The organism is Microvirga sp. 2TAF3, from assembly GCF_052114965.1.
GTDB lineage: Bacteria > Pseudomonadota > Alphaproteobacteria > Rhizobiales > Beijerinckiaceae > Microvirga.
This window is the reverse complement of the sequence record NZ_JBFRFT010000027.1, coordinates 18,420-37,831: the sequence shown is the minus strand read 5'-3', so window position 1 is coordinate 37,831 and position 19,412 is coordinate 18,420. Positions and strand designations below refer to the sequence as shown.

General features: G+C 62.2%; 14 protein-coding genes and 2 pseudogenes. 5 read left to right on the top strand and 11 right to left on the bottom strand.

From position 1 onward, the window contains the following. Both AB4Y97_RS19890 and AB4Y97_RS19885 read right to left on the bottom strand, forming a co-directional pair. On the bottom strand, nucleotides 1-639 hold a 639-nt coding region (locus AB4Y97_RS19890; protein ID WP_442000778.1), incomplete at its 3' end, for an ATP-dependent metallopeptidase FtsH/Yme1/Tma family protein. Nucleotides 640-714: 75 nt separating this feature from the next. Beyond that, nucleotides 715-1,023, bottom strand: coding sequence for a DUF4112 domain-containing protein (locus tag AB4Y97_RS19885; RefSeq protein WP_442000777.1), 309 nt, complete (start codon nucleotides 1,021-1,023; stop codon nucleotides 715-717). 420 nt (nucleotides 1,024-1,443) lie between these two features. Here AB4Y97_RS19885 and AB4Y97_RS19880 point away from each other — a divergent pair. Then, a pseudogene (locus tag AB4Y97_RS19880) lies at nucleotides 1,444-1,665 on the top strand (DDE-type integrase/transposase/recombinase); the annotation flags it as partial. 34 nt (nucleotides 1,666-1,699) lie between these two features. On the opposite strand, the gene AB4Y97_RS19875 reads toward AB4Y97_RS19880, so the two are convergent. Next, nucleotides 1,700-2,107, bottom strand: coding sequence for a wax ester/triacylglycerol synthase domain-containing protein (locus AB4Y97_RS19875; protein WP_442000776.1), 408 nt, complete (start codon nucleotides 2,105-2,107; stop codon nucleotides 1,700-1,702). Between the two features lie 129 nt (nucleotides 2,108-2,236). Between AB4Y97_RS19875 and AB4Y97_RS19870 the strand changes: the two genes are divergently transcribed. The 3 genes and pseudogenes from AB4Y97_RS19870 to AB4Y97_RS19860 all read left to right on the top strand — a co-directional run bounded on the left by AB4Y97_RS19870 (nucleotide 2,237) and on the right by AB4Y97_RS19860 (nucleotide 7,804). Then, nucleotides 2,237-3,859 carry a GMC family oxidoreductase gene (locus AB4Y97_RS19870; RefSeq protein ID WP_442000775.1) on the top strand — a complete coding sequence of 541 codons (1,623 nt, stop codon included), beginning with the start codon at nucleotides 2,237-2,239 and terminating at the stop codon, nucleotides 3,857-3,859. Nucleotides 3,860-4,286: 427 nt separating this feature from the next. Next, a pseudogene (ppsA, locus tag AB4Y97_RS19865) lies at nucleotides 4,287-6,710 on the top strand (phosphoenolpyruvate synthase). A gap of 32 nt (nucleotides 6,711-6,742) precedes the next feature. After that, on the top strand, nucleotides 6,743-7,804 hold the full coding sequence (locus AB4Y97_RS19860; RefSeq protein ID WP_442000782.1) for a glucokinase: 1,062 nt from the start codon (nucleotides 6,743-6,745) through the stop codon (nucleotides 7,802-7,804). 278 nt (nucleotides 7,805-8,082) lie between these two features. On the opposite strand, the gene AB4Y97_RS19855 is transcribed toward AB4Y97_RS19860, so the two are convergent. The 5 genes from AB4Y97_RS19855 to AB4Y97_RS19835 all read right to left on the bottom strand — a co-directional run bounded on the left by AB4Y97_RS19855 (nucleotide 8,083) and on the right by AB4Y97_RS19835 (nucleotide 14,093). Next, nucleotides 8,083-9,099 (bottom strand): 2-hydroxyacid dehydrogenase, encoded by a 1,017-nt coding sequence (locus AB4Y97_RS19855; RefSeq protein WP_442000774.1) that lies wholly within the window; start codon nucleotides 9,097-9,099, stop codon nucleotides 8,083-8,085. Nucleotides 9,100-9,381: 282 nt separating this feature from the next. Continuing rightward, nucleotides 9,382-10,455, bottom strand: coding sequence for an NAD(P)-dependent alcohol dehydrogenase (locus AB4Y97_RS19850; RefSeq protein WP_442000773.1), 1,074 nt, complete (start codon nucleotides 10,453-10,455; stop codon nucleotides 9,382-9,384). A 568-nt stretch (nucleotides 10,456-11,023) separates the two neighbouring features. Then, on the bottom strand, nucleotides 11,024-12,220 hold the full coding sequence (gene chrA / locus AB4Y97_RS19845) for a chromate efflux transporter (RefSeq protein ID WP_442000772.1): 1,197 nt from the start codon (nucleotides 12,218-12,220) through the stop codon (nucleotides 11,024-11,026). 77 nt (nucleotides 12,221-12,297) lie between these two features. Continuing rightward, nucleotides 12,298-12,798 (bottom strand): DUF4142 domain-containing protein, encoded by a 501-nt coding sequence (locus AB4Y97_RS19840; RefSeq protein WP_442000781.1) that lies wholly within the window; start codon nucleotides 12,796-12,798, stop codon nucleotides 12,298-12,300. Between the two features lie 311 nt (nucleotides 12,799-13,109). Then, a complete protein-coding gene (locus AB4Y97_RS19835) occupies nucleotides 13,110-14,093 on the bottom strand; it encodes a zinc-dependent alcohol dehydrogenase family protein (protein WP_442000771.1) in 984 nt (327 codons plus the stop codon). Between the two features lie 447 nt (nucleotides 14,094-14,540). Here AB4Y97_RS19835 and AB4Y97_RS19830 point away from each other — a divergent pair, with 447 nt between their 5' ends. Further along, complete coding sequence (locus tag AB4Y97_RS19830) at nucleotides 14,541-15,365, top strand: universal stress protein (protein ID WP_442000770.1); 825 nt, start codon at nucleotides 14,541-14,543, stop codon at nucleotides 15,363-15,365. 75 nt (nucleotides 15,366-15,440) lie between these two features. Here the strand turns inward: AB4Y97_RS19830 and AB4Y97_RS19825 are convergent, their stop codons facing one another. The 3 genes from AB4Y97_RS19825 to AB4Y97_RS19815 are packed head-to-tail and all read right to left on the bottom strand — an operon-like array spanning nucleotide 15,441 to nucleotide 19,398. Continuing rightward, nucleotides 15,441-15,926, bottom strand: a complete 486-nt coding sequence (locus tag AB4Y97_RS19825; RefSeq protein ID WP_442000769.1) for a PTS sugar transporter subunit IIA — start codon at nucleotides 15,924-15,926, stop codon at nucleotides 15,441-15,443. 17 nt (nucleotides 15,927-15,943) lie between these two features. Beyond that, entirely contained in the window at nucleotides 15,944-16,678 is a 735-nt protein-coding gene (locus AB4Y97_RS19820; protein WP_442000768.1) for a response regulator transcription factor, read from the bottom strand. After that, complete coding sequence (locus AB4Y97_RS19815; RefSeq protein ID WP_442000767.1) at nucleotides 16,675-19,398, bottom strand: DUF4118 domain-containing protein; 2,724 nt, start codon at nucleotides 19,396-19,398, stop codon at nucleotides 16,675-16,677. The genes AB4Y97_RS19820 and AB4Y97_RS19815 overlap by 4 nt, the downstream gene beginning before the upstream one ends. Nucleotides 19,399-19,412: the final 14 nt, after the last annotated feature.

The following is a 19,412-nucleotide window of genomic DNA, read 5'->3' as shown; positions in this document are numbered from 1 at the left end:
GGCGACCGCGCGGGCGGTCAGGGTCTTGCCGGTGCCGGGCGGGCCGACGAGCAGCACGCCGCGCGGAATGCGGCCGCCGAGGCGCTGGAACTTCTGCGGATCGCGCAGGAACTCCACGATCTCCTGCAGATCCTCCTTGGCCTCGTCGATGCCGGCGACATCGTCGAAGCTGACAGGAGTTCCGGGTTTCATCAGGCGCGCCTTCGACTTGCCGATCGACAACAAGCCGCCGCCACCGCCTTGTCCACTCATGGCCTTACGTGCCAACCAGACTGAGACGCCAATCATCAATGTGAATGGCAGGATCGACAGAAGAAGATTTAAAAGCAGGCTCGGTTGAGCAGGGGGCGTCGCCTTGATTTCGACGTTCTGACGCTGAAGGTGCGCGATCAGATCGGCCCCTTGCGGCGCATAGGTCGCAACAGTGCCGCCGGAGGAGCGTTCCGCGACAATATTCTGCCCTTGGATTGTGGCAGAGCGGATCTCGCCCTGATCGACGGCCGTGACGAAAGCCGAGTAGGGGAGCTGATCAGGTTGCGGCGCCGCCGTGCTCTGGAAGTAGAACAGCGCCAGCAGGCTCATAACCGCGGCGACAATCGCAAAGTTGCGAAAGCTCGGCGCGGCGTTCGGGTTGTTCATTTCTCTGCTTTCTGAACGATCAAGTGCAAACCGAGATCGACGGGCCGCCGGACGTGTTCCGCTTTCCGAGCGCCGTCAACCTTGGAAAGGATCCGGCACCGGATGGGCTTGGCCGAGGTGCTTGCGCAGTAGCGCCATATTGCGCAGGTCCGGGCGGTGGAACATGTCGCCGACCCAGCCGACGAGTGGTATCGCGCTGGTCACGAAGTTGGCCCTCACATCGCCCGCCATGCGCAGGAGTCTCGCGGTCGGCACGCCGAGGCGCCGCGCCTCCCAAATCAGATAAGCCGACATGGCTTTCGAGTCGAGCGTTCCGAGACCGGGAAAGGTTGAGAAGAGCGTCGGCGCATAATCGCACCTTTGTCCCCGGCACGGGCATGGCACTGTCGAGAAATCTTGCGAGGACGTGCAGTCGCGAACGGGCCTCTTCGAGGCGGCGGGAGGCACCAAAGTCTACGGGAGACGAAGGATATGAGTAAGTCGTCATGGTTGTCTCCCAGATGCGGAGCACGCATCAAGCTGCTCCTCAGGTGAGAGAGTCCGACATCGCAGCTTGGAGAAGACTGCCAGAGGGGCTCGGACCCCGATGATGAGAAGATGGTGTGGCGACGGGCTCATTTCAAGGTTTCATATTGACCGGCCGGCAGCGGACTGGATCCTCGATTCAATCGAACAACGTGGGCAGGCCGGCAAGCACTTCAAGATCCGCGTGGCGCGCGGGTGCAAGACTGGCGTCATGAATATATTGAAGAGGAACAGAGCGCAGCAGATCTTCTCGTTCCGATCGGAGGTTTCTGATGACCTGTGCGGGCAATTGCTCTCCATCTCGGCGGCAGGATCGGCGGGCTAGGCGTTGATATCCAGGCGGGATTCTCGGCCCATAACGCAATCCAGCGCCTGCAGAAGGAAGGCCTGCTGTCAAAAGATGTCGAACACTGGACATCGAAATACCTGAACAACATCATCGAGGCGGATCATGGCGCCCTTAAGCGCGTAATCCGGCCCACGCGTGGCTTCCAGAGGATGAAAACCACCTCCGCGACCATCAAGGGCTTTGAAGTCATGCGCATGATCCGTCGCGGACACTTACGGCCGCGCCGCCCCGGTCCTGCTCGACGATATGGAACTGCCAGAGGGGGCGGTTCGGATCGAGCGGCGTCATCGCAAGCTCGGCGACGAAGCGTTGGAGCTCGCTCTTCCCCCTGGGCATCGGAAGGCCGACCCGCTTGATATGGCGCGTGACGTCGAAATAGGGATCTTCGGACCACCAGATTGTTCCGGAACGATCCTCGACCCGCTGCCTGAAGCGGTCGATGCGAAGAAGCCGCTCGCCCAGCAGCTGTTCAAGACGATCGAGGTTCACGGGCGGCTCGAGTTCGAGGACACCGACGATCTGCATCAGATTGTTCGGTCGGTCCATGCGCAGCCAAGTCGTATCCGCCGCCGACATGCGTTCAGTGTTTGACATTCTTCAACATCCACGACTGCCGCCCTCGCTATTGTTATACCTCATGGCCAGGGTGCAGGTATGCGGGAAAGTGGTTTCACCCCGATGTCCGGCGCCGCGATCCGGTTCACAATCCCATGGAGACCGTCGATGAACGAGTTCGACTTCGTGATCATTGGCGGCGGATCGAGCGGCTGCGTCGTAGCGAGCCGGTTGAGCGAGGATCCCGGCATCACGGTCGCTCTCGTCGAGGCCGGCGGGGCTGGCGACAGCTGGGTCGTCAAAATACCCGCCGCCGGTATCTTCATGGTGCCGTCGAACCTTAATAACTTGGCTTTCGAAACGGTGCCGCAGGCGAGCCTGAACAATCGCCGGGGCTACCAGCCACGCGGCAAGGCCCTCGGCGGCAGCTCCGCAATCAACGCGATGATCTACGCGCGCGGCCACCGATGGGATTATGACCATTGGGCCTCGCTCGGAAACGAGGGCTGGAGCTACGACGAGGTGCTGCCCTATTTCAGGAAAGCAGAGCACAACGAGGAATTTGGCGAACCCTGGCACGGCCGCGACGGTCCGCTTCCCGTTTCGAAGTCGAGGACCGGCAATCCCTTTCACGCGATTTTTCTCGAGGCCGCCCAGCAGGCGCAATTTCCCCTCTGCGAGGATTTCAACATACCGGAGCCGGAGGGTCTCGGGATCTACCAGGTCACGCAGAGGAACGGCGAACGCTGGAGCGCCGCTCGGGCCTATATCCATCCGCATATCGGGGTGCGTCCGAATTTGCATGTCGAATGCGGCGCCAGGGTGCTTCGCATCCTGTTCGACGGCGGCAAGCGCGCGAGCGGAGTGGAGTTCGAAAAGGGAGGCCGCCGGCGCATTTTGCGCGCCCACCGCGAGGTAATCCTGAGCGCGGGCGCCCTGCAATCGCCCCAAATCCTCATGCTGTCCGGTCTTGGAGATGCTCGTGAATTGCAGAAATTCGGGATCTACACCGTCGCGCACCTGCCTGGTGTAGGAAAAAATCTCCAGGACCACCCGGACTTCATCTTGGGCTACAAGGCGAAGAGCCTCGATCTTCTCGGGTTCTCGATCCGAGGCTTCGGCAAGCTGGCGCGGGAGATCATGCGCTACAGGGCCGAGCGCCGAGGCATGCTGACGACGAATTTTGCCGAGGCGGGCGGCTTCCTGAAGAGCCGCCCGGAGCTGAGCATGCCCGACCTGCAGCTTCATTTCGTAGTGGCGCTGGCCGACGATCATGCGCGCAGGCTTCATTGGGGACACGGCTTTTCCTGCCATGTCTGCCTGCTTCGTCCGCAAAGTCGCGGAACGGTCAGGCTGAAAGGCGCCGATCCGGTGGCGGCCCCCGCCATTGACCCGAATTTCCTCGGTGAGCCGGAGGATCTCGACCGGATGGTCGAAGGCTTCAAGGTCATGCGCCGCCTTCTGGACGCGCCTGCGCTCGCCGCGCAGAGAACGCTCGATGTCTTCGCTGCGAATGTGCATAGCGATGACGAGATCCGCGCCATCCTTCGGGAGCGTATCGATACCGTCTACCATCCGGTCGGAACCTGCCGGATGGGCAATGATGAGACTGCAGTCGTCGATTCTTCACTGCGGATTCGCGGTGTCGAAGGCCTGCGGGTTGTGGACTGCTCCATCATGCCGACGCTCATCGGGGGCAACACGAACGCGCCGGCCATCATGATTGGCGAGAAAGCCGCCGCGATGATTCGCAGCAAAGCCCTTTGGGATTCCACGACGGCTATTGCCTAACGGCGGATCCCATTCGCAGCGTCGTTGCGAAATATCAAAGCATCGTCCGCTGCGCCCGGTCAGTCTCGAACGAGGTTGGTGAATGTTGGAAACAATCCGTGAGCTCGGTGGTGAGTTTCCAACCTGTGCTCCTGGCCACCTTGCGCGGCGGGGAGACTGGCCGGCTCGTCTTTGTGGGCGACCGTCTGGTAGCGATCCTCGCCAGTATGCGGATCGCGCCCTAACGTCCGAATCTTCGGGCAGATGGTTCGTCCGGGCCGGGTTCGGCCCCAGTTCCGAACCTCATCCCGACGGTTTCGCCACGCTTCAGGAGGTGTCCGTCTGGGTCGGCAGTCTCGTGGGATGGGGTGATGCGATTGCTGTGAGCTGAGCCCGGTTCTCGGCATCTTGAGCCGGTGCGATACTTTCCCTCGAACGGAATAAACCCATGGCTCAGACCACTCATTTCATCCGGTTCTTCCGCGATATCGGATTGGACGACGTTCCGCTCGTCGGCGGCAAGAACGCCTCGCTCGGCGAGATGTATCGCGAGCTGACGCCTCAAGGTCTCCTCGTGCCGAACGGTTTCGCCGTCTCCGCCGAAGGATACCGTCACGTCCTCGATCAGGCCGAAGTCTGACCGGAGCTGCACGCGATCCTGGACGGAGTCGATCCGAATGATGTTTCCGATCTTGCCTCCCGTGCGAGCCGCGCGCGCGAACTCGTCTATGGCGCGCCCTTGCCCCAGGATCTGGCAGACGAGATCCGTCAGGCATACCGGGAGCTTGCCTCTGAATACGGCCCGCAATTGACGGTCGCCGTGCGCAGCTCAGCTACAGCAGAGGACCTTCCCACCGCGAGCTTTGCGGGCCAGCATGAGAGCTACCTCAATATCTCCGGCGAGGTGCAGGTGCTCGATGCCGTGCGCTGCTGCTTCGCCAGCCTGTTCACGGACCGGGCGATCCGGTACCGGATCAACAATGGCTTCAACCATTTCAAGGTGTTCAATTCGGTCGGCATCATGAAGATGGTGCGCGCAGATCTGGCCTCGTCCGGCGTGATCTTCACCATCGACACCGAGACCGGTTTTCCCGACGTCGTGTTCATCACCGGCGCGTATGGACTTGGCGAGAACCTGGTGCAGGGCACCGTCGATCCCGACGAGTTCTACGTCTTCAAGCCCACTTTCAAACTCGGCAAGCGAGGGGTGCTGCGCCATACGCTCGGCGGCAAGGAGATCAAGATGGTCTATGCCCGGGGCGGCACGCGTGAGCATACCCGCAACATTCCGACCGGCAAGCATGAGCGCGATCGCTACTGCCTGAGTGATGATGACGTGCTGTTGCTGGCAGACCATGCCATCAAGATCGAGGACCATTACAGCGCCAAGGCGGGCAAAAGCCGTCCCATGGACATCGAGTGGGCCAAGGATGGCCTCGACGGTAAACTGTACATCGTCCAGGCTCGGCCCGAGACGGTAGTTTCACAGGTCGACCGCAGGAGGCTCGAGGAATACCGGCTGACGGGCTCGGGGCCGGTCAAGGCCGAGGGCCGAGCGGTCGGGGCCAAGATCGCATCCGGCAAGGCCCGCGTCATTGCCCATCAAACGGATCTTGCCGATTTCCAGCCGGGCGAGGTTCTGGTGGCCGACACCACCTCCCCTGATTGGGGCACTGTCATGAAGAAAGCCGCCGCCATTGTGACCAACCGCGGTGGGCGCACCTGTCATGCGGCGATTGTCGCGCGCGAGCTCGGAATACCCGCCGTTGTTGGTGCCGACAGCGCCACGCGTGTGTTCCGTACCGGCGATCTGGTGACGGTGTCGTGCGCCGAGGGCAATGTTGGGCGGGTCTACGAGGGCGAGATCCCCTTCACGGTGGAGCATACCGACCTTTCCGCGCTTCCACGTCCTTCCACGCAGATCATGATGAATGTTGGCGAGCCGGACAGCGCATTCGCCTTGAGCTTTCTTCCCAATGACGGCGTGGGCCTTGCTCGCATGGAGTTCATCATCACCAACGCCATCAAGGTGCATCCGATGGCGCTCGTGCACCCCGAGCGGGTATCGGATCCGAAGGACCGGGCCGAGATCGAGCGGCTGACGCAGGATTATGCGAAACCTTCCGACTTCTTCGTCGAGCGCCTGTCTGAAGGTGTCGCGACGATTGCCGCGGCGTTCTACCCGAAACCGGTGATCGTGCGGCTGTCCGACTTCAAGACCAACGAATATGCCTGCCTTCTCGGGGGCAAGGCTTTCGAGCCCGAGGAAGCCAATCCGATGCTCGGTTTCCGTGGCGCCTCGCGCTATGCCCATCCGGCCTACGAGGCGGGTTTCAAGCTCGAATGCGCAGCATTGAAACGCGCCCGTGACGATTTGGGACTGACGAATATCCGGCCCATGGTCCCGTTCTGCCGCCGGGTGGAGGAGGCCGAGCGGGTGGTGGCGAAAATGAGCGAGTTCGGCCTGACTCGCGGCGAGAACGGGCTCAGGATCTACGTCATGTGCGAGATCCCCAACAACGTCATCCTGATCGATGCCTTCGCCCGGCATTTCGACGGCTTCTCCATAGGATCGAACGATCTGACCCAGCTGGCGCTCGGGGTAGACCGGGATTCCGAGATCGTGGCCTTCGACTTCGACGAGCGTGATCCGGGCGTCCTGAAACTGATAGAGCTCGCTGTCGAAGGAGCCCGCTGCAATGGCCGCCACTCGGGCATCTGCGGCCAAGCCCCTTCCGATTATCCCGAGATTGCCGAATATCTCGTCCGCCTCGGCATCGACTCGATCAGCCTCAATCCCGACAGCGTGCTGAAGACGACGATGCATGTGCTTGAAATCGAGCGGGGCCTGGGCCGCAAGCGCGTGGCGTAGTATCCTGCGCCATGTTCGAGTTCCCCGTTCTCATCGCAGATATCGGCGGGACCTATTCGCGGTACGCAGTCCTGCCCGCGCCCAGCGGACCGCTCTCGCGCCTGATCACCATAGCGACGACCCGACACGCGACGCCGAGCGTAGCGATCCGCTCCGCTCTGAAAGCGTTGGGCGCCCCGTCGCCGCGCTCCGCGCTTCTCGGAGTCGCCGGTTGCGTGAATGCATCGAGCGTCCGCCTGACCAACGCTCCATGGAATATCGATGCGGCCCGGATCGGCGCGGATCTTAGTTTATCGAGCGTGATGCTCATCAACGATTACGTGCCGGTCGCAGCCGCCCTCCCCCTCATCGATATCGGGCAGCCCGGCGAATGCACCCGGATCGGGCCGTCGATCCCATGCGGAGAGGGCACGTTGGTCGCGCTCGGGCCCGGAACGGGACTTGGGGCGGCCGCCTGCATTCCCGTGCAGGACCGTTATTGGCTGCAACCGACAGAAGCCGGACACATGGATTTTGGGGCGTGCGAGACCGACGAGCTTGCGATCTGGCCTCTGATCGAGAGAGCTGGAGGCAGGATCACTGCCGAAACCGTGCTGTCGGGACCGGGACTGGTCAGGCTCTATCGCGCTGCCGTACGGCGCATCGGTCGAAAGCCGCCCTCCTGCACGCCCGCCGAGGTGATCGCGGCCGCCTCCTCCGGCGGGAACGAGGCGGCATCCGAGGCGGTTCGCCTGTTCCTGTCTCTCCTGGGGCGCTTCGCCGGCGATTTGGCACTGATCTTCAACGCGACAGGCGGGGTCTATTTCGGCAGCGGCATCCTTCCGCGCATCGTCGATTTGCTTGATCGCGGCGGTTTTCGGCTTGCTTTCGAGCGTAAGGCTCCGTTCGAGTCCGTCATGGCCCGCATTCCGACCTTCGTCATCAGCCGCCCCGAACCGGCGATGTCAGGCTTGATGTCAATCGTGAGCGCTCCGGATCGCTTCGTCTTTCAGGCCCATGGATGGTCCGAGGACCCGTCCCGCTTTCCCCTGCCCGGCCCGCCGAGCCCAGCTACAACAGAGCGGTGGCCACGATTGTATGGATCTCAGCCGTAAGCCGATGCAATCGCGCCCTGTCTGCATTCGTGCCGACGAGTGCTTCGATGACACCCGCTTCGAGAACCGGACGCAGATCGGCATCGAGATGTTTCAGGGGCACCATTAGCTTAACGGGTTTTGCTGACCCAAAAGACCGAAGCCGCCGCCAGCTGCAAGGCCATCAACGTCCTGACCCAACTGGGCATGCCGGCATCCTGGCGTGCCGCCTGAACCCCAGCGTCAGGACAGGAACGTGCCTCCCTCTTAATTGCGCACCAAAGTCGCCCATCCTCCGATCACCGACGCTCTCGCGAGATCCTCTCTACGGAGATCTCATGCACAGCTCGCCCGCTCGTCTCGAACGCGGTGATATTGGCGATTGTGGTCTCAGCGATGCTGGTCAAGGCTTCCTTGGTGAAGAAGGCTTGATGGCCGGTGATGAGCACATTCGGAAATGTCAGCAGCCTCGCGAATACGTCGTCGCCGATGAAGCGATTTGAAAGATCCTCGAAGAAGAGGTCCGCCTCCTCCTCGTAAACGTCAAGCCCAAGGTTGCCAATGGTGCCGTCTTTCAAACCTTCGATGACCGTCTGGGTGTCGACCACGCCGCCACGGCTCGTGTTGATGAGCATCATGCCGCGTTTCATCCGCTTCAGTGACTCAGCATTGATGAGGTGGTGTGTTGCCGGAGTGAGGGGACAATGAAGGGTGATGATATCGCAGCTGGAGAGAAGCTCCTCCATCGACACATACCGCACGCCTATGGCCTCACAGGCCGGGCGCGGGCCAAGGTCGTGACCCAGGACCGTGCACCCAAAGCCTGTCAGGATCTTGGCCACGATTTCCCCAATCCTGCCGGTTCCCACGATTCCGACGGTCTTGCCATTGAGATCGAAGCCGAGCAGTCCCTCCAAGGCAAAGTTTCCCTCCCGCACCCGATTGTACGCCCGATGGGTTTTCCGGTTGAGGGTGAGAATGAGAGCAATCGTGTGCTCGGCGACCGCATGGGGCGAATAGGCCGGCACCCGCGCGACCGTTACCCCCTCACGTTGGGCCGCCTCCAGATCAACGTTGTTGAAGCCTGACGCGCGCAGGGCCACAAGTCTAATCCCCTTGGACCCGAGACTGGCGAGGACGTCCGCATTCACCTCGTCGTTAACGAAGACACACACTGCCTCCGCGCCTGCAGCGAACCGGCTTGTCTCCCGAGAGAGACGCACGTCGAAGTAGGACAGCTTGTGGCCAGATGTGGCGTTCGCAGCGTCGAGGAAGCGACGGTCATAGGGCTTGGCGCTGAAGACTGCGACGTGCATCGGGAGAACTCACCGTAAGCAGAAAGGCGTCTGAATCGGTTAGGCGGTACAGGAATAGGACAGTGGCGCAGGTATGAAGACTATGATCTTAATACCCGCCGTTCCACAGGCGTATTGTCGATACGCAGTCCCGCCCCAGCTGTTGCGAAGCCTTTTTCCGGCGAGCCTGTCCGCCCACCCGCCATGGGAGCACCGGCGCGGATATCCGGTCCTGTGCGACGCCCCAGGCACATACGTGTTTCAAACCTGAGCAGGCCTCACGTTGGTTCCTGCGGCCAGGGACTATGGCGTGATCGCCACCTTCAGGACCCCATCGCGCTGGTGGGCGAACAGATCGTAAGCTTCCTCGATCTGATCGAGCTTGAAGCGGTGCGTCACCAGAGGACGGGTATCGACACGGCCGGATACGACCGCTCCCATCAGCCGTCGCATGCGCTCCTTGCCGCCGGGACAGAGCGTCGTGACGATCTTGAGATCGCCGATGCCGGCCCAGAAGGCGCCGAGCGGGATCTTGAGATCTCCCGAATAGACTCCGAGCGAGGACAGGGTGCCTGCCGGGCGAAGCACGCGCAGGGCCCCTTCGAAGGTCTCCTGCCGCCCCAGTGCCTCGATGGCGACGTCCACGCCGCGCCCGTCAGTCAGGTTCATGATTTCATCGACCGGATCGACCTTGGTGAAATCGATCACATGATCCGCACCCATGCGGCGCGCCACCTCCATGCGCTCGGGAAGGCTTTCGACGGCAAAGATGCTGGTTGCGCCCATCAGGCGGGCTCCCGCCGTGGCGCAAAGCCCGATGGGTCCCTGAGCGAACACCGCCACGGTATCGCCGATGCGGATGCGCGCGCTTTCGGCCCCGGAGAAGCCGGTCGACAGAATATCAGGACACATGAGCACCTGCTCGTCGGTGAGGCCATCCGGGACGGGAGCAAGGTTCGTCATGGCGTCGGGAACGAGAAGATACTCGGCCTGGGCCCCGTCGATGGTATTGCCGAAGCGCCAGCCTCCCAACGGTTTCCACCCGTGCTTGGTGCCCGCCCCGTCCTGGGAATGGCATCCGCACAGGCAGGCCTCGCTGTACCCGCTCGGCGAGATCGCACCGGCGATCACCCGTTGCCCCTCACGGTAACCTTTCACAGCGGAGCCTAGCTTCTCAATGATGCCGACAGGCTCGTGCCCGATGGTCAAGCCACGGGCGACGGGATATTCACCCTTGAGGATGTGGATATCGGTGCCGCAGATCGTGGTGGTAGTGATCCGCAGAAGGGCATCAAGGGGGCCGACATCCGGGATCGGTTTCTCGTCCAGGACGATTCGGCCCGGTTCGACGAAGATCGCGACTTTCATCTTGGGCATGAGTGTTTCTCCCAAGCGTTGTCCGTGCCTAGAATACCACAGTGACGCGGGGTTCACAGAGCCAGACTTTAACGACTAAATTGTCTCGCCTGGTTCTCTAATGGGCTCCTACGGCCCGTGAAGGGCCGCAAAGGGTCGAGGCTCTGTGAAAACTCACACAAGCCCGATCTCGACGAACTATTTGTACTATTTCATGCCCCTGTACGGGAAATTCCCGGCCTTCTTGGGCCCGCAAGACATAAAACTGCTCCAAGGGGTGGCTCGTCTGCGGTTTGATACAGCCTCGGTCAAAGTGAGAAGATGCGCGGAGCTAATGAACGTCCACTTGTCGCCCAATGAGCGGATCAAAGCGCTATGTCTCATATGTGCAAAAGGTGACGTTCCGGGATTCTTGACACGGTGCCACACGCTGCCATTGCTCATATTAACACGCCAGGAAACACGCCGGTCTGGATTCCGCAGGGCAGGCTTCTGGGCCTGCCGGATTTGGGTCCTTCGGATGTGACAAGCGGATGTGACAAGGCGCGCCACGTCGGCCAAACTGCCGCGACTATCCCTTCGGATCTGGTCACAAGGCTACAATCACTCCTCCGGCAGCGGCGCTCAGGACCACGACCAGCCAGGGTGGCGTCCGCCACATGAACAGCAGCAGGAACGCGGCTACGGCCAGGGCGAAGTCGGCGGGGCCCAGGATGCCCGCCGTCCAGACCGGGTGATACAGCGCAGCCAGGAGAAGCCCAACCACGGCCGCGTTGACCCCCTTCAGCGCGGCCTGCGCCGTCGGCGTGCGTCGCAGGTCCTCCCAGAACGGCAGGGTGCCGATAACCAGGAGGAACGACGGCAGGAAAATGGCGACGAGGCAGAGCGCCGCCCCGGCCCATCCGTTCGGCTCAGGCCCCATGACGGCACCGAGATAGGCCGCAAAGGTAAAGAGCGGGCCCGGCACCGCCTGGGCTGCGCCATAGCCCGCCAGGAACGCGTCGTTCGTCACCCAGCCCGACGGCACGACCTCGGCCTGGAGCAGCGGCAGGACTACATGGCCGCCGCCGAAGACAAGCGAACCCGCGCGGTAGAAGGCATCGAACAGGGCAATGCTCTGGCTTCCGGTCGCGGCGGCCAGAAATGGCAGGCCGATCAGCAGCGCGAAGAAGGTGGTCAGGGCCGCGACGCCGACCCGCCTGCTCACGGACAGGGGGAGAGCAACGTGATCAATGGGCGCTCCTCCCCTGAGGAGGGTCGCGCCGACAAGGCCACCGAGCACGATGGCCCCGACCTGTCCCCAGGCTGAGGGGATGGCCAGGGTGATCGTGGCAGCCACCACTGCAAGCGTGGCGCGCTCCCGATCCGGTGTGAGGGAGCGGGCCATGCCGAGCACGGCCAGCGCAACCACTGCCACCGCGGCCACCTTGAGTCCGTGAAGCCAGCCGGAGCCGAGGGCATGACCCAACACGCCGATGCTAAAGGCGAAGAGCACGAGGGCGACGGCTGACGGCAGCGTGAAGGCCGTCCAGGCGGCGAGCGCCCCGAGATAGCCCGCTCGGGACAGGCCGATCGCCATGCCGACCTGGCTTGAGGCCGGTCCCGGCAGGAATTGGCACAGCGCCACGAGGTCGGCATAGGCCCGCTCGTCGAGCCAGCGGCGCCGGACGACGAACTCGTCGTGGAAGTAGCCGAGATGGGCGACCGGACCGCCGAAAGAGGTCAGTCCCAGCTTGAGGAAGGCCGCAAAGACCTCGCCTGCCTGGCCATGAGACATTTTCGACATTGCCGTTGCAGCCCTGTTGGGACGAGATCGGTGACGATCTCGTCCGTCAATTCGCGCGAAGGGCGGGATCCGCGTGATTAACGTGAGCCGGCCTCAGACGCCAGCGCCTCCGCCTCTTTGAGATATTTTTCTAGAATGGGAATCTGCCAGGATGCGTAATCGCGCAAGTCGCGGTTGGCGCCCCTGGCGGCCTCGATCCGGAAGTGTTCCAGGAAGTTTCCATGATCCTTAATTTCGTGACGGGCGAACTGCATGTCGAAGCGGTCAGCCGGCATTGCTTCAAAGCGGTGCTCGACTTGGAGGTGGACCGCCCCCAGGGGTTCATCGGGCTTCTCTCCGATGGTTTCGGCGATCTCACGTAAACGGGAATAGGCAGCGGCGTGATCATGCTGGAGGCGTCGCCCGAATTCCCGCAGCGAGTTGCTTCCGGCCCTCCGCTGGGCGATTTCTCCCATGTTCTGCTGCGCGCGTTCGATCTGCGAATCCCAGCGAATGAAATCGCGATCGGCTCCGTTCGGAGCCGTGTTCGCATGGGCATGCCCCGACGTAACCGTTGCAAGGGCAAAACCCGCACTCATTGCGTGAGCAAGAAGCCCGTAGCGACATTTCATGGCACCATTCCCCTTGTGAACCGGATGGGCTCACCAATCCAAGAGCGCCCCCACATGTAGACTTTCAGCAGTCGACATTGTTCAGCCGCAGGCTAAGCAGATCATCCATCTGGTCGCGCGACTTGTCTCCGCAGCCAGCGCAAGCGACCACTAACCGCACAACAGGATCACCGAACGAACCTCATGCACCTTGAGAGCCTGCCGGAGGACGTACGATGTTTGCTTTGTCATCACTGTTTATCGTTTGACTTGTTCACCTGCTCAATCTGCCTCCCCTCTCACGGCACGAGCACTGCGGCCCCGTCGAAACGGCCCGCGCGCAGGTCATCCAACGCACGGTTGGCTTCTCGGAGCGGATAGGTCGTCGTCTCCGCTGCAATGCCGATCTTCGGCGCGAGGCGGAGGAAATCAATCCCGTCCTTGCGGGTGAGATTGGCGACAGAAACGAGCTGGCGTTCCTCCCAGAGGATCGAATAAGGAAAGCTCGGAATATTGCTCATGTGGATGCCGGCGCAGACCACGCGCCCGCCCTTACGCACAGCTCGCAGCGCGATTGGTACAAGGCCACCGACCGGCGCGAAGATGATCGCGGCGTCGAGCGGCTGCGGCGGCATCTTGTCGGAACCGGCCGCCCAAACGGCACCCAGACGCCGGGCGAAGTCCTGGGTGCCTTCGTCGCCGGGACGGGTGAACGCGGAGACCGCGCGTCCCTGCCACCGCGCCACCTGAGTGATGATGTGGGCCGCCGCGCCGAAGCCGTAGAGCCCGATCCGCTCCGCCTCGCCGGCGATGACGAGAGAACGCCAGCCGATCAGGCCTGCGCAGAGGAGCGGAGCCAGTGAGACGTCGCTTCCCTTTTCGCCAAGGGGAAAGGTGAAGCTCGCGTCAGCGATGACCGAGGTGGCGTAGCCGCCATCGCGCGTATAGCCGGTGAATTCTGGCGCATCGCAGAGGTTCTCTCGCACGCTACGGCAATAAGGGCAGGTGCCGCAGGTATGGCCCAGCCAAGGTATGCCGACGCGTTCGTTGAGGCGCCGGTCGGCAACACCGGGTCCGACGGCTTCGATGCGACCGACGATCTCGTGGCCGGGTATGATGGGGACGCGCGGGTTCGGAAGTTCACCATCCACCACGTGAAGATCCGTGCGGCACACGCCGCAGGCCGAGATCCTGACCCGAACCTCGCCCGGCCCCGGCTCCCGGTCGGGAAGCTCGGTCCAAACGAGCGGCGTGCCGATCGCCTTCAAAACCATAGCCTGCATGGCTGCCTCCGCCAGATCAGCGATAGACCGTGCAACTGCCGGCCAGAATAGTCGGGCGGTGATGTCGCCGCAATCGTCGGAGCAGGAAGATGGCGATGGCAGGCACATCCCCGGTCCTCCCGCCCCCTTGTTCGAAGGGCGTTTCCTTGCCGCAGCGCGGCCTAGATTCAGCTGGTCGCCCCAGGCGAACTCGGCGCCGTCGATACCGCCGCGCGGCGAACTCCCATTCGGCTTCCGTCGGACGGCTCTGTTGCACTAACCTGTCAAGCCACGGGATGTAGTATCCGTTGATCCGAGCGAACACGCTACGGATTGTGCCTCGTGGAGTTAATGCAACAGAGCCGCCCAGGCTGCCCTAATTAAGATTTGCGCGCTTGCAAGACGTATTTCTGTCGAGCGCAAGTGCATAATAGACGGAAGCCACCGGCTGTAATGAGGAGCAAAATCATGCCCATAAAGGATATTCTGGTTCATCTCGATACGAGTGAGACAGGTGCGTCGGTCACGGATTTTGCTTTGTCGCTTGCATCGAGAACCAACGCCCACCTTACGGCGGTCGGCGTTGCCATGCAGTATTTTCCGACTTCAGCATTTGACGTCTACAGCTACGAGACCTTTGCGCAAATTGCCGAAGAAAGCCGGCTTGCCGCCAAGCGGGCCTTCGAAAATTTGTCGGCAGCGGCTCCTGCGGGCGTGCAGGTCGAACTGGTGATGATCGAGACTTTTTCGGAAGCGGCACGCGATCAATTCGGAGGCCTTGCCCGGCATTTCGACTTCTCAATTGTGAGCCAGGGAGAAGGTGGAATGTATAACGAAGATCGGCTGATGATTGAGGGGGCCCTTTTTTCTTCCGGCACGCCGGTGTTCGTGGTCCCTTCCATTCACAAGGGACCGGTACATCTTGGGAAGGCGCTGATTTTCTGGGACGGAGGCGTCTCCGCGACACGCTCAGTGGCGGGCGCAAGGGACTTGCTCCGCAATACAGCTGAAGTCGAGGTCGTGAGCATCAGTGATGAGGGCGAAGATCCCGACGAACTTCCCGGATTCAATCTTACCCGTCATCTCGAACGGCATCATATCACAGCTACATTGAAGAAATTGCCGCCGACGGATGACATTGGCAATGTCATTCTCTCATATGCTGCCGAGAGTGGGGCGGATTTCATTGTCATGGGTGGCTACGGACATTGGAAGCTGCGAGAATTGATTCTCGGAGGGACAACTCGGACCGTTCTTGCGTCAATGACGGTTCCCATTTTCATGGCTCACTAATCAAGGCTGGCGGCGGAATGGGAATATTGCGCCCAATCTCGCCCAGCCGCCGGGCGAGCCTCAAGAGTTTCCGCCTCAGCTCAATGTTTTGGAGCCGCTGCCATCCGTTGGAGCGTCGGCTGACGCCAGCATCTGGTATGCGGCAGCGCTATCCTTCGCCCGCCGCAGTCCCGCCCGCAGATTAGGATCCCGCAGCCTGCGTGCAACGCACGACAGAGCATTCAACTGCCCGATCTGGGAGGTGCCAGGCAGGAGGAGAAGGAAGACGGTGTCGACGCGCTGCCCATCGATCGCGTCGAAGTCGACCGGTTGCGCCAGGATAGCCAGAGCGCCCGCCGGCCGGTCCAGCGTATCGAGGCGGGCGTGCGGAATGGCGATCCGCTCCCCCATTCCTGTCGATCCGAGTCCTTCGCGCCTGAGAACGGCGTCGAGGACCTCCCGGGCATCAAGCTCCAGTCTGGACGCGAGATGATGGACGAGCTGCCGCAGCAGCGCGGTTTTGTCGGCGACACGCAGCCGCAGCATGACATCGGCCGGCGACAGAAGGTTCTGGATCTCCACGATGAGACTCGCACACGTTACGCGGATTGTTGGTTCTGGTCTTGGTGGGCCTGCACCGGGACCTCATCCGGATCCCTGAGGCGATAGCCGATGCCGGTTTCGGTAAGGATGTATTCTGGACGATCAGGATTGGGTTCAATCTTCTGGCGTAGGGCCCGGATGTAGACCCGCAGATACTGGGGATCCGATGTGCCCCCCCAAACCTCGCGTAGCATGAACTGGTGCGTCAGCACTTTGCCGGCATGTTGAACGAGAAGCCGAAGCAGCTCGTACTCCTTGGGCGAGAGCTTCACTTCAACATCGCGGAGTTTCACAATCCGACGCACGAGATCTACGGAAAGGTCTCCCGTACGGAACACCGGGCGCTCGCCCTGGCTCTGGAGCCGATGGCGCATGGCGGCCCGCATCCGGGCCAGGAGTTCGTTCAAGCCAAAGGGTTTGGTCACATAATCGTCGGCGCCGAGATCGAGCGCCTGCACCTTGCCGGCCTCATCGCCGCGGCTTGACAGCACGATGACGGGAGCGGTGACCCTCTGGTCCCGAAAACGTTGGAGCAGCTCAAGCCCCTGCATGTCAGGCAGGCCGAGATCCAGAATGATCAGGTCGGGCTTGTCATCGAGTCTTTCCAAGGCGGCTTTGCCGTTGGGAGCCTCAAGGACTTGGTACCCTTGGGTTCCGAGACCCATCCGCAGCAACTTCCGGATGGGCGGCTCGTCGTCGATGACCAGAACGCGAACAGGAGCGGCACTCATGCGGCGGTATCCATCTGTTGTGTCTCAATCGGGACCGGCAGGCTGATCGTAAGCACCGCACCGGAATGGTCAGTGCGATTGCCCGCCGTGATCGTCCCACCCATGGCTTCGATGAATCCACGGGAGATGGCAAGGCCCAATCCTGTACCGGCCCGGACCTGATCCCCCTTCTGCGCCCGGTAGAACTTGTCAAAGATCCGTTCCACATCCTCGGTCGCAATGCCCCTGCCCTCGTCGATGACCTGAAGGCAGATCGTGTCGCGGTTCCGCCAGGCACGCAGAAGAACGGTAGAGCCCTCGGGGGCATACTTGGCGGCATTGTCGAGAAGGTTGAACAGAACCTGCTCGAACAGAATCGCGTCGAGCTTGAGCATGGGAAGGTCGGCCGCGATCTCCGCCTCTATGCGGTGTTGCGCCAGGACCTTGCCGGCACGCTGAAGGGCGGTCCCAACGATCTCGCCCACTTCATGTAAAGCGAGGTTAGGCATGATGGCGCCGGATTCGAGCCGCGTCATGTCGAGCAGGTTGGCGATGAACCGGTTCAGCCGCTCCGACTCATCCATGATGGTGGCCAGCAGTTCCTCCTTGGCCTCCTCGCCCAGCGCTTTTGAGAAGTCGCGCAGAGTTCCGGCCGAACCGAAGATGGCCGCGAGCGGCGTCTTCAGGTCATGGGAGATCGAGGTCAGGAGCGCCTGACGCAGACGGTCGGTCTCCGCGACCAGCTTGGCGCGGTCGAGATCCTCGACGAGGAGTACCCGTTCGATGGCCAGCGCGGCGTGGTCCGACAGGGCATCGAACAGCCGGCGCTGGTCCGGGGTGAGAAGCGTGCCCGGCTTGTCGCTGTCCAGGCCGATCACACCGATGATGCCGCGCCCCGTGCGCATGGGCAGGAAGAGCCGCCTGGCGCCCGGCAGGCTATCGGCCCCGCGGCCGGCCGGGCGATTGTTCTCGAAGGCCCACTTGGCGGCCGCGAGATCCGCCTCGTCCAGCCTATCCTCCGGAGGGTATCCCGACATGACGGTCAGCACGCCTTTCTCCGGCAGGAGCAAGACGACCCGCAGCTTCAGCAGAAGGGCGATCTGGTAGGAGGTCGCCCACAGCACGTCGTCCAAGGCTCCGGCCCCCGCGAGCTTGCGGCTGAAGGCATAAAGCGCCTCCGTGGTGCGAGCTCGGACTTGCGCGGTCACCGCTTGAGCCCTGACCCGCGCGGCGAGATTGGACACGAGGACGGCGACCGCCGCGAAGAAGACCAGCGCAGCGACATTCGCCGGATCCCCGATAGTGAGCGTGTAGAGCGGGGGCAGGAAAAAGAAGTTATAGCAGAGAGCCGAGACAATAACCGCGAACAGCGATGGCCAGAGGCCGAAGCGCACCGCCACCGCCACCACGGCCGTCATGAACACGAGGTCGATATTCTGAGCCCCAACGAGCGGCTCGATCAGCTTGCCAATGCCGAGCGCCACCCCAATGGCCAGTAGAGTCACACCGTAGGGGATAGGTTGGAACGGGTGGGCAGCACTCTCGGTTCGAACAGTCTTTTTGGCAATCACGTCCTGCGCGAGGTCGCTGCCGCTGATCACGTGGACGCTGATGCTACCGGATCGCCTGACGAGTTCATGCACGACCGATCCATGCAGGATCTCGAACCAGCGCGAGCGCGTCGACTTGCCGATGACGATCTGGGTGATGTTGTTCTCCCGTGCGAAGTCGATCACATCGTCGGCAATGCCGTGGCCTCCGCCTGGGATCGTCATAGCCTCGCCTTCAAGCCGCTCGGCAAGCCGCAGCGTATCTGCAATCCGGTCGCGCTCTTCCTCGGACAGCTGTGTGCTCCTGCGGCTTTCGATGTAGACTGCCGTCCAGGGCGCATGGAGGCGGTCCGCGAGACGCTTGGTGTAGCGCACGAGGCCGGCACTTTGCGGATCCTCGCTGATGCAGACCAGCACCCGCTCGCCGGCCGCCCACGGCCCTGAGATGGCATGGGCCTTCATATGGGTGAGCAGTTGCTCGTCGACCCGCTGGGCGGTCCGCCTCAGGGCCAGCTCCCGCAGGGCCGTTAGGTTGCCCGGCGAGAAGTAATGATCGAGAGCCTTCGTGGCAGTTTCCGGAACGTAGACCTTGCCCTCTTTCAGACGCTGGATCAGGTCGTCGGGCGTGAGATCGATCACCTCGATGTCGTCGGCCCGGTCGATGATCGTATCCGGCACCGTCTCCCTCACCCGGATCTGGGTAATTTGTGCGACGACGTCGTTTAAACTTTCGAGATGCTGGATGTTGACGGTGGTGTAGACATCGATCCCGGCGTTGAGGAGCTCCTCGACATCGAGATAGCGTTTGGGATGGCGGCTGCCAGGAGCATTGGTATGGGCCAACTCGTCGACGAGGACGAGTTGCGGTTTGCGCGCCAGGATGGCGTCGAGATCCATCTCTTCGAGTTCATGCCCCTTGTAGGGAATGCGCCTGCGGGGAATGACCTCCAATCCGTCCAGGAGCGCCTGGGTTTCCTTGCGGCCATGGGTCTCGGCGACGCCGACGACCACATCAATGTCCTCCCTGCGACGCGCCTGGGCCGTAGCGAGCATCTCGTAGGTCTTGCCGACACCGGGAGCGGCGCCGAGGAAGACCTTGAAGCGGCCATGGCGGCCCTCCTCACGGCGTGCCGCCTCCAGCAGGGCCTCGGGCGAAGGCCGTTGTTCCGGATCACGCCAGGGCTCAGGCATCGGCTATCCCTCGG

Coding starts and splice junctions, on each gene's coding strand:
- AB4Y97_RS19875 (WP_442000776.1), bottom strand. CDS start 2,107: ATGTCAAACACTGAACGCATGTCGGCGGCGGATACGACTTGGCTGCGC.
- AB4Y97_RS19870 (WP_442000775.1), top strand. CDS start 2,237: ATGAACGAGTTCGACTTCGTGATCATTGGCGGCGGATCGAGCGGCTGC.
- AB4Y97_RS19855 (WP_442000774.1), bottom strand. CDS start 9,099: ATGCACGTCGCAGTCTTCAGCGCCAAGCCCTATGACCGTCGCTTCCTC.
- AB4Y97_RS19850 (WP_442000773.1), bottom strand. CDS start 10,455: ATGCCCAAGATGAAAGTCGCGATCTTCGTCGAACCGGGCCGAATCGTC.
- chrA (WP_442000772.1), bottom strand. CDS start 12,220: ATGTCGAAAATGTCTCATGGCCAGGCAGGCGAGGTCTTTGCGGCCTTC.
- AB4Y97_RS19840 (WP_442000781.1), bottom strand. CDS start 12,798: ATGAGTGCGGGTTTTGCCCTTGCAACGGTTACGTCGGGGCATGCCCAT.
- AB4Y97_RS19835 (WP_442000771.1), bottom strand. CDS start 14,093: ATGCAGGCTATGGTTTTGAAGGCGATCGGCACGCCGCTCGTTTGGACC.
- AB4Y97_RS19830 (WP_442000770.1), top strand. CDS start 14,541: ATGCCCATAAAGGATATTCTGGTTCATCTCGATACGAGTGAGACAGGT.
- AB4Y97_RS19820 (WP_442000768.1), bottom strand. CDS start 16,678: ATGAGTGCCGCTCCTGTTCGCGTTCTGGTCATCGACGACGAGCCGCCC.
- AB4Y97_RS19815 (WP_442000767.1), bottom strand. CDS start 19,398: ATGCCTGAGCCCTGGCGTGATCCGGAACAACGGCCTTCGCCCGAGGCC.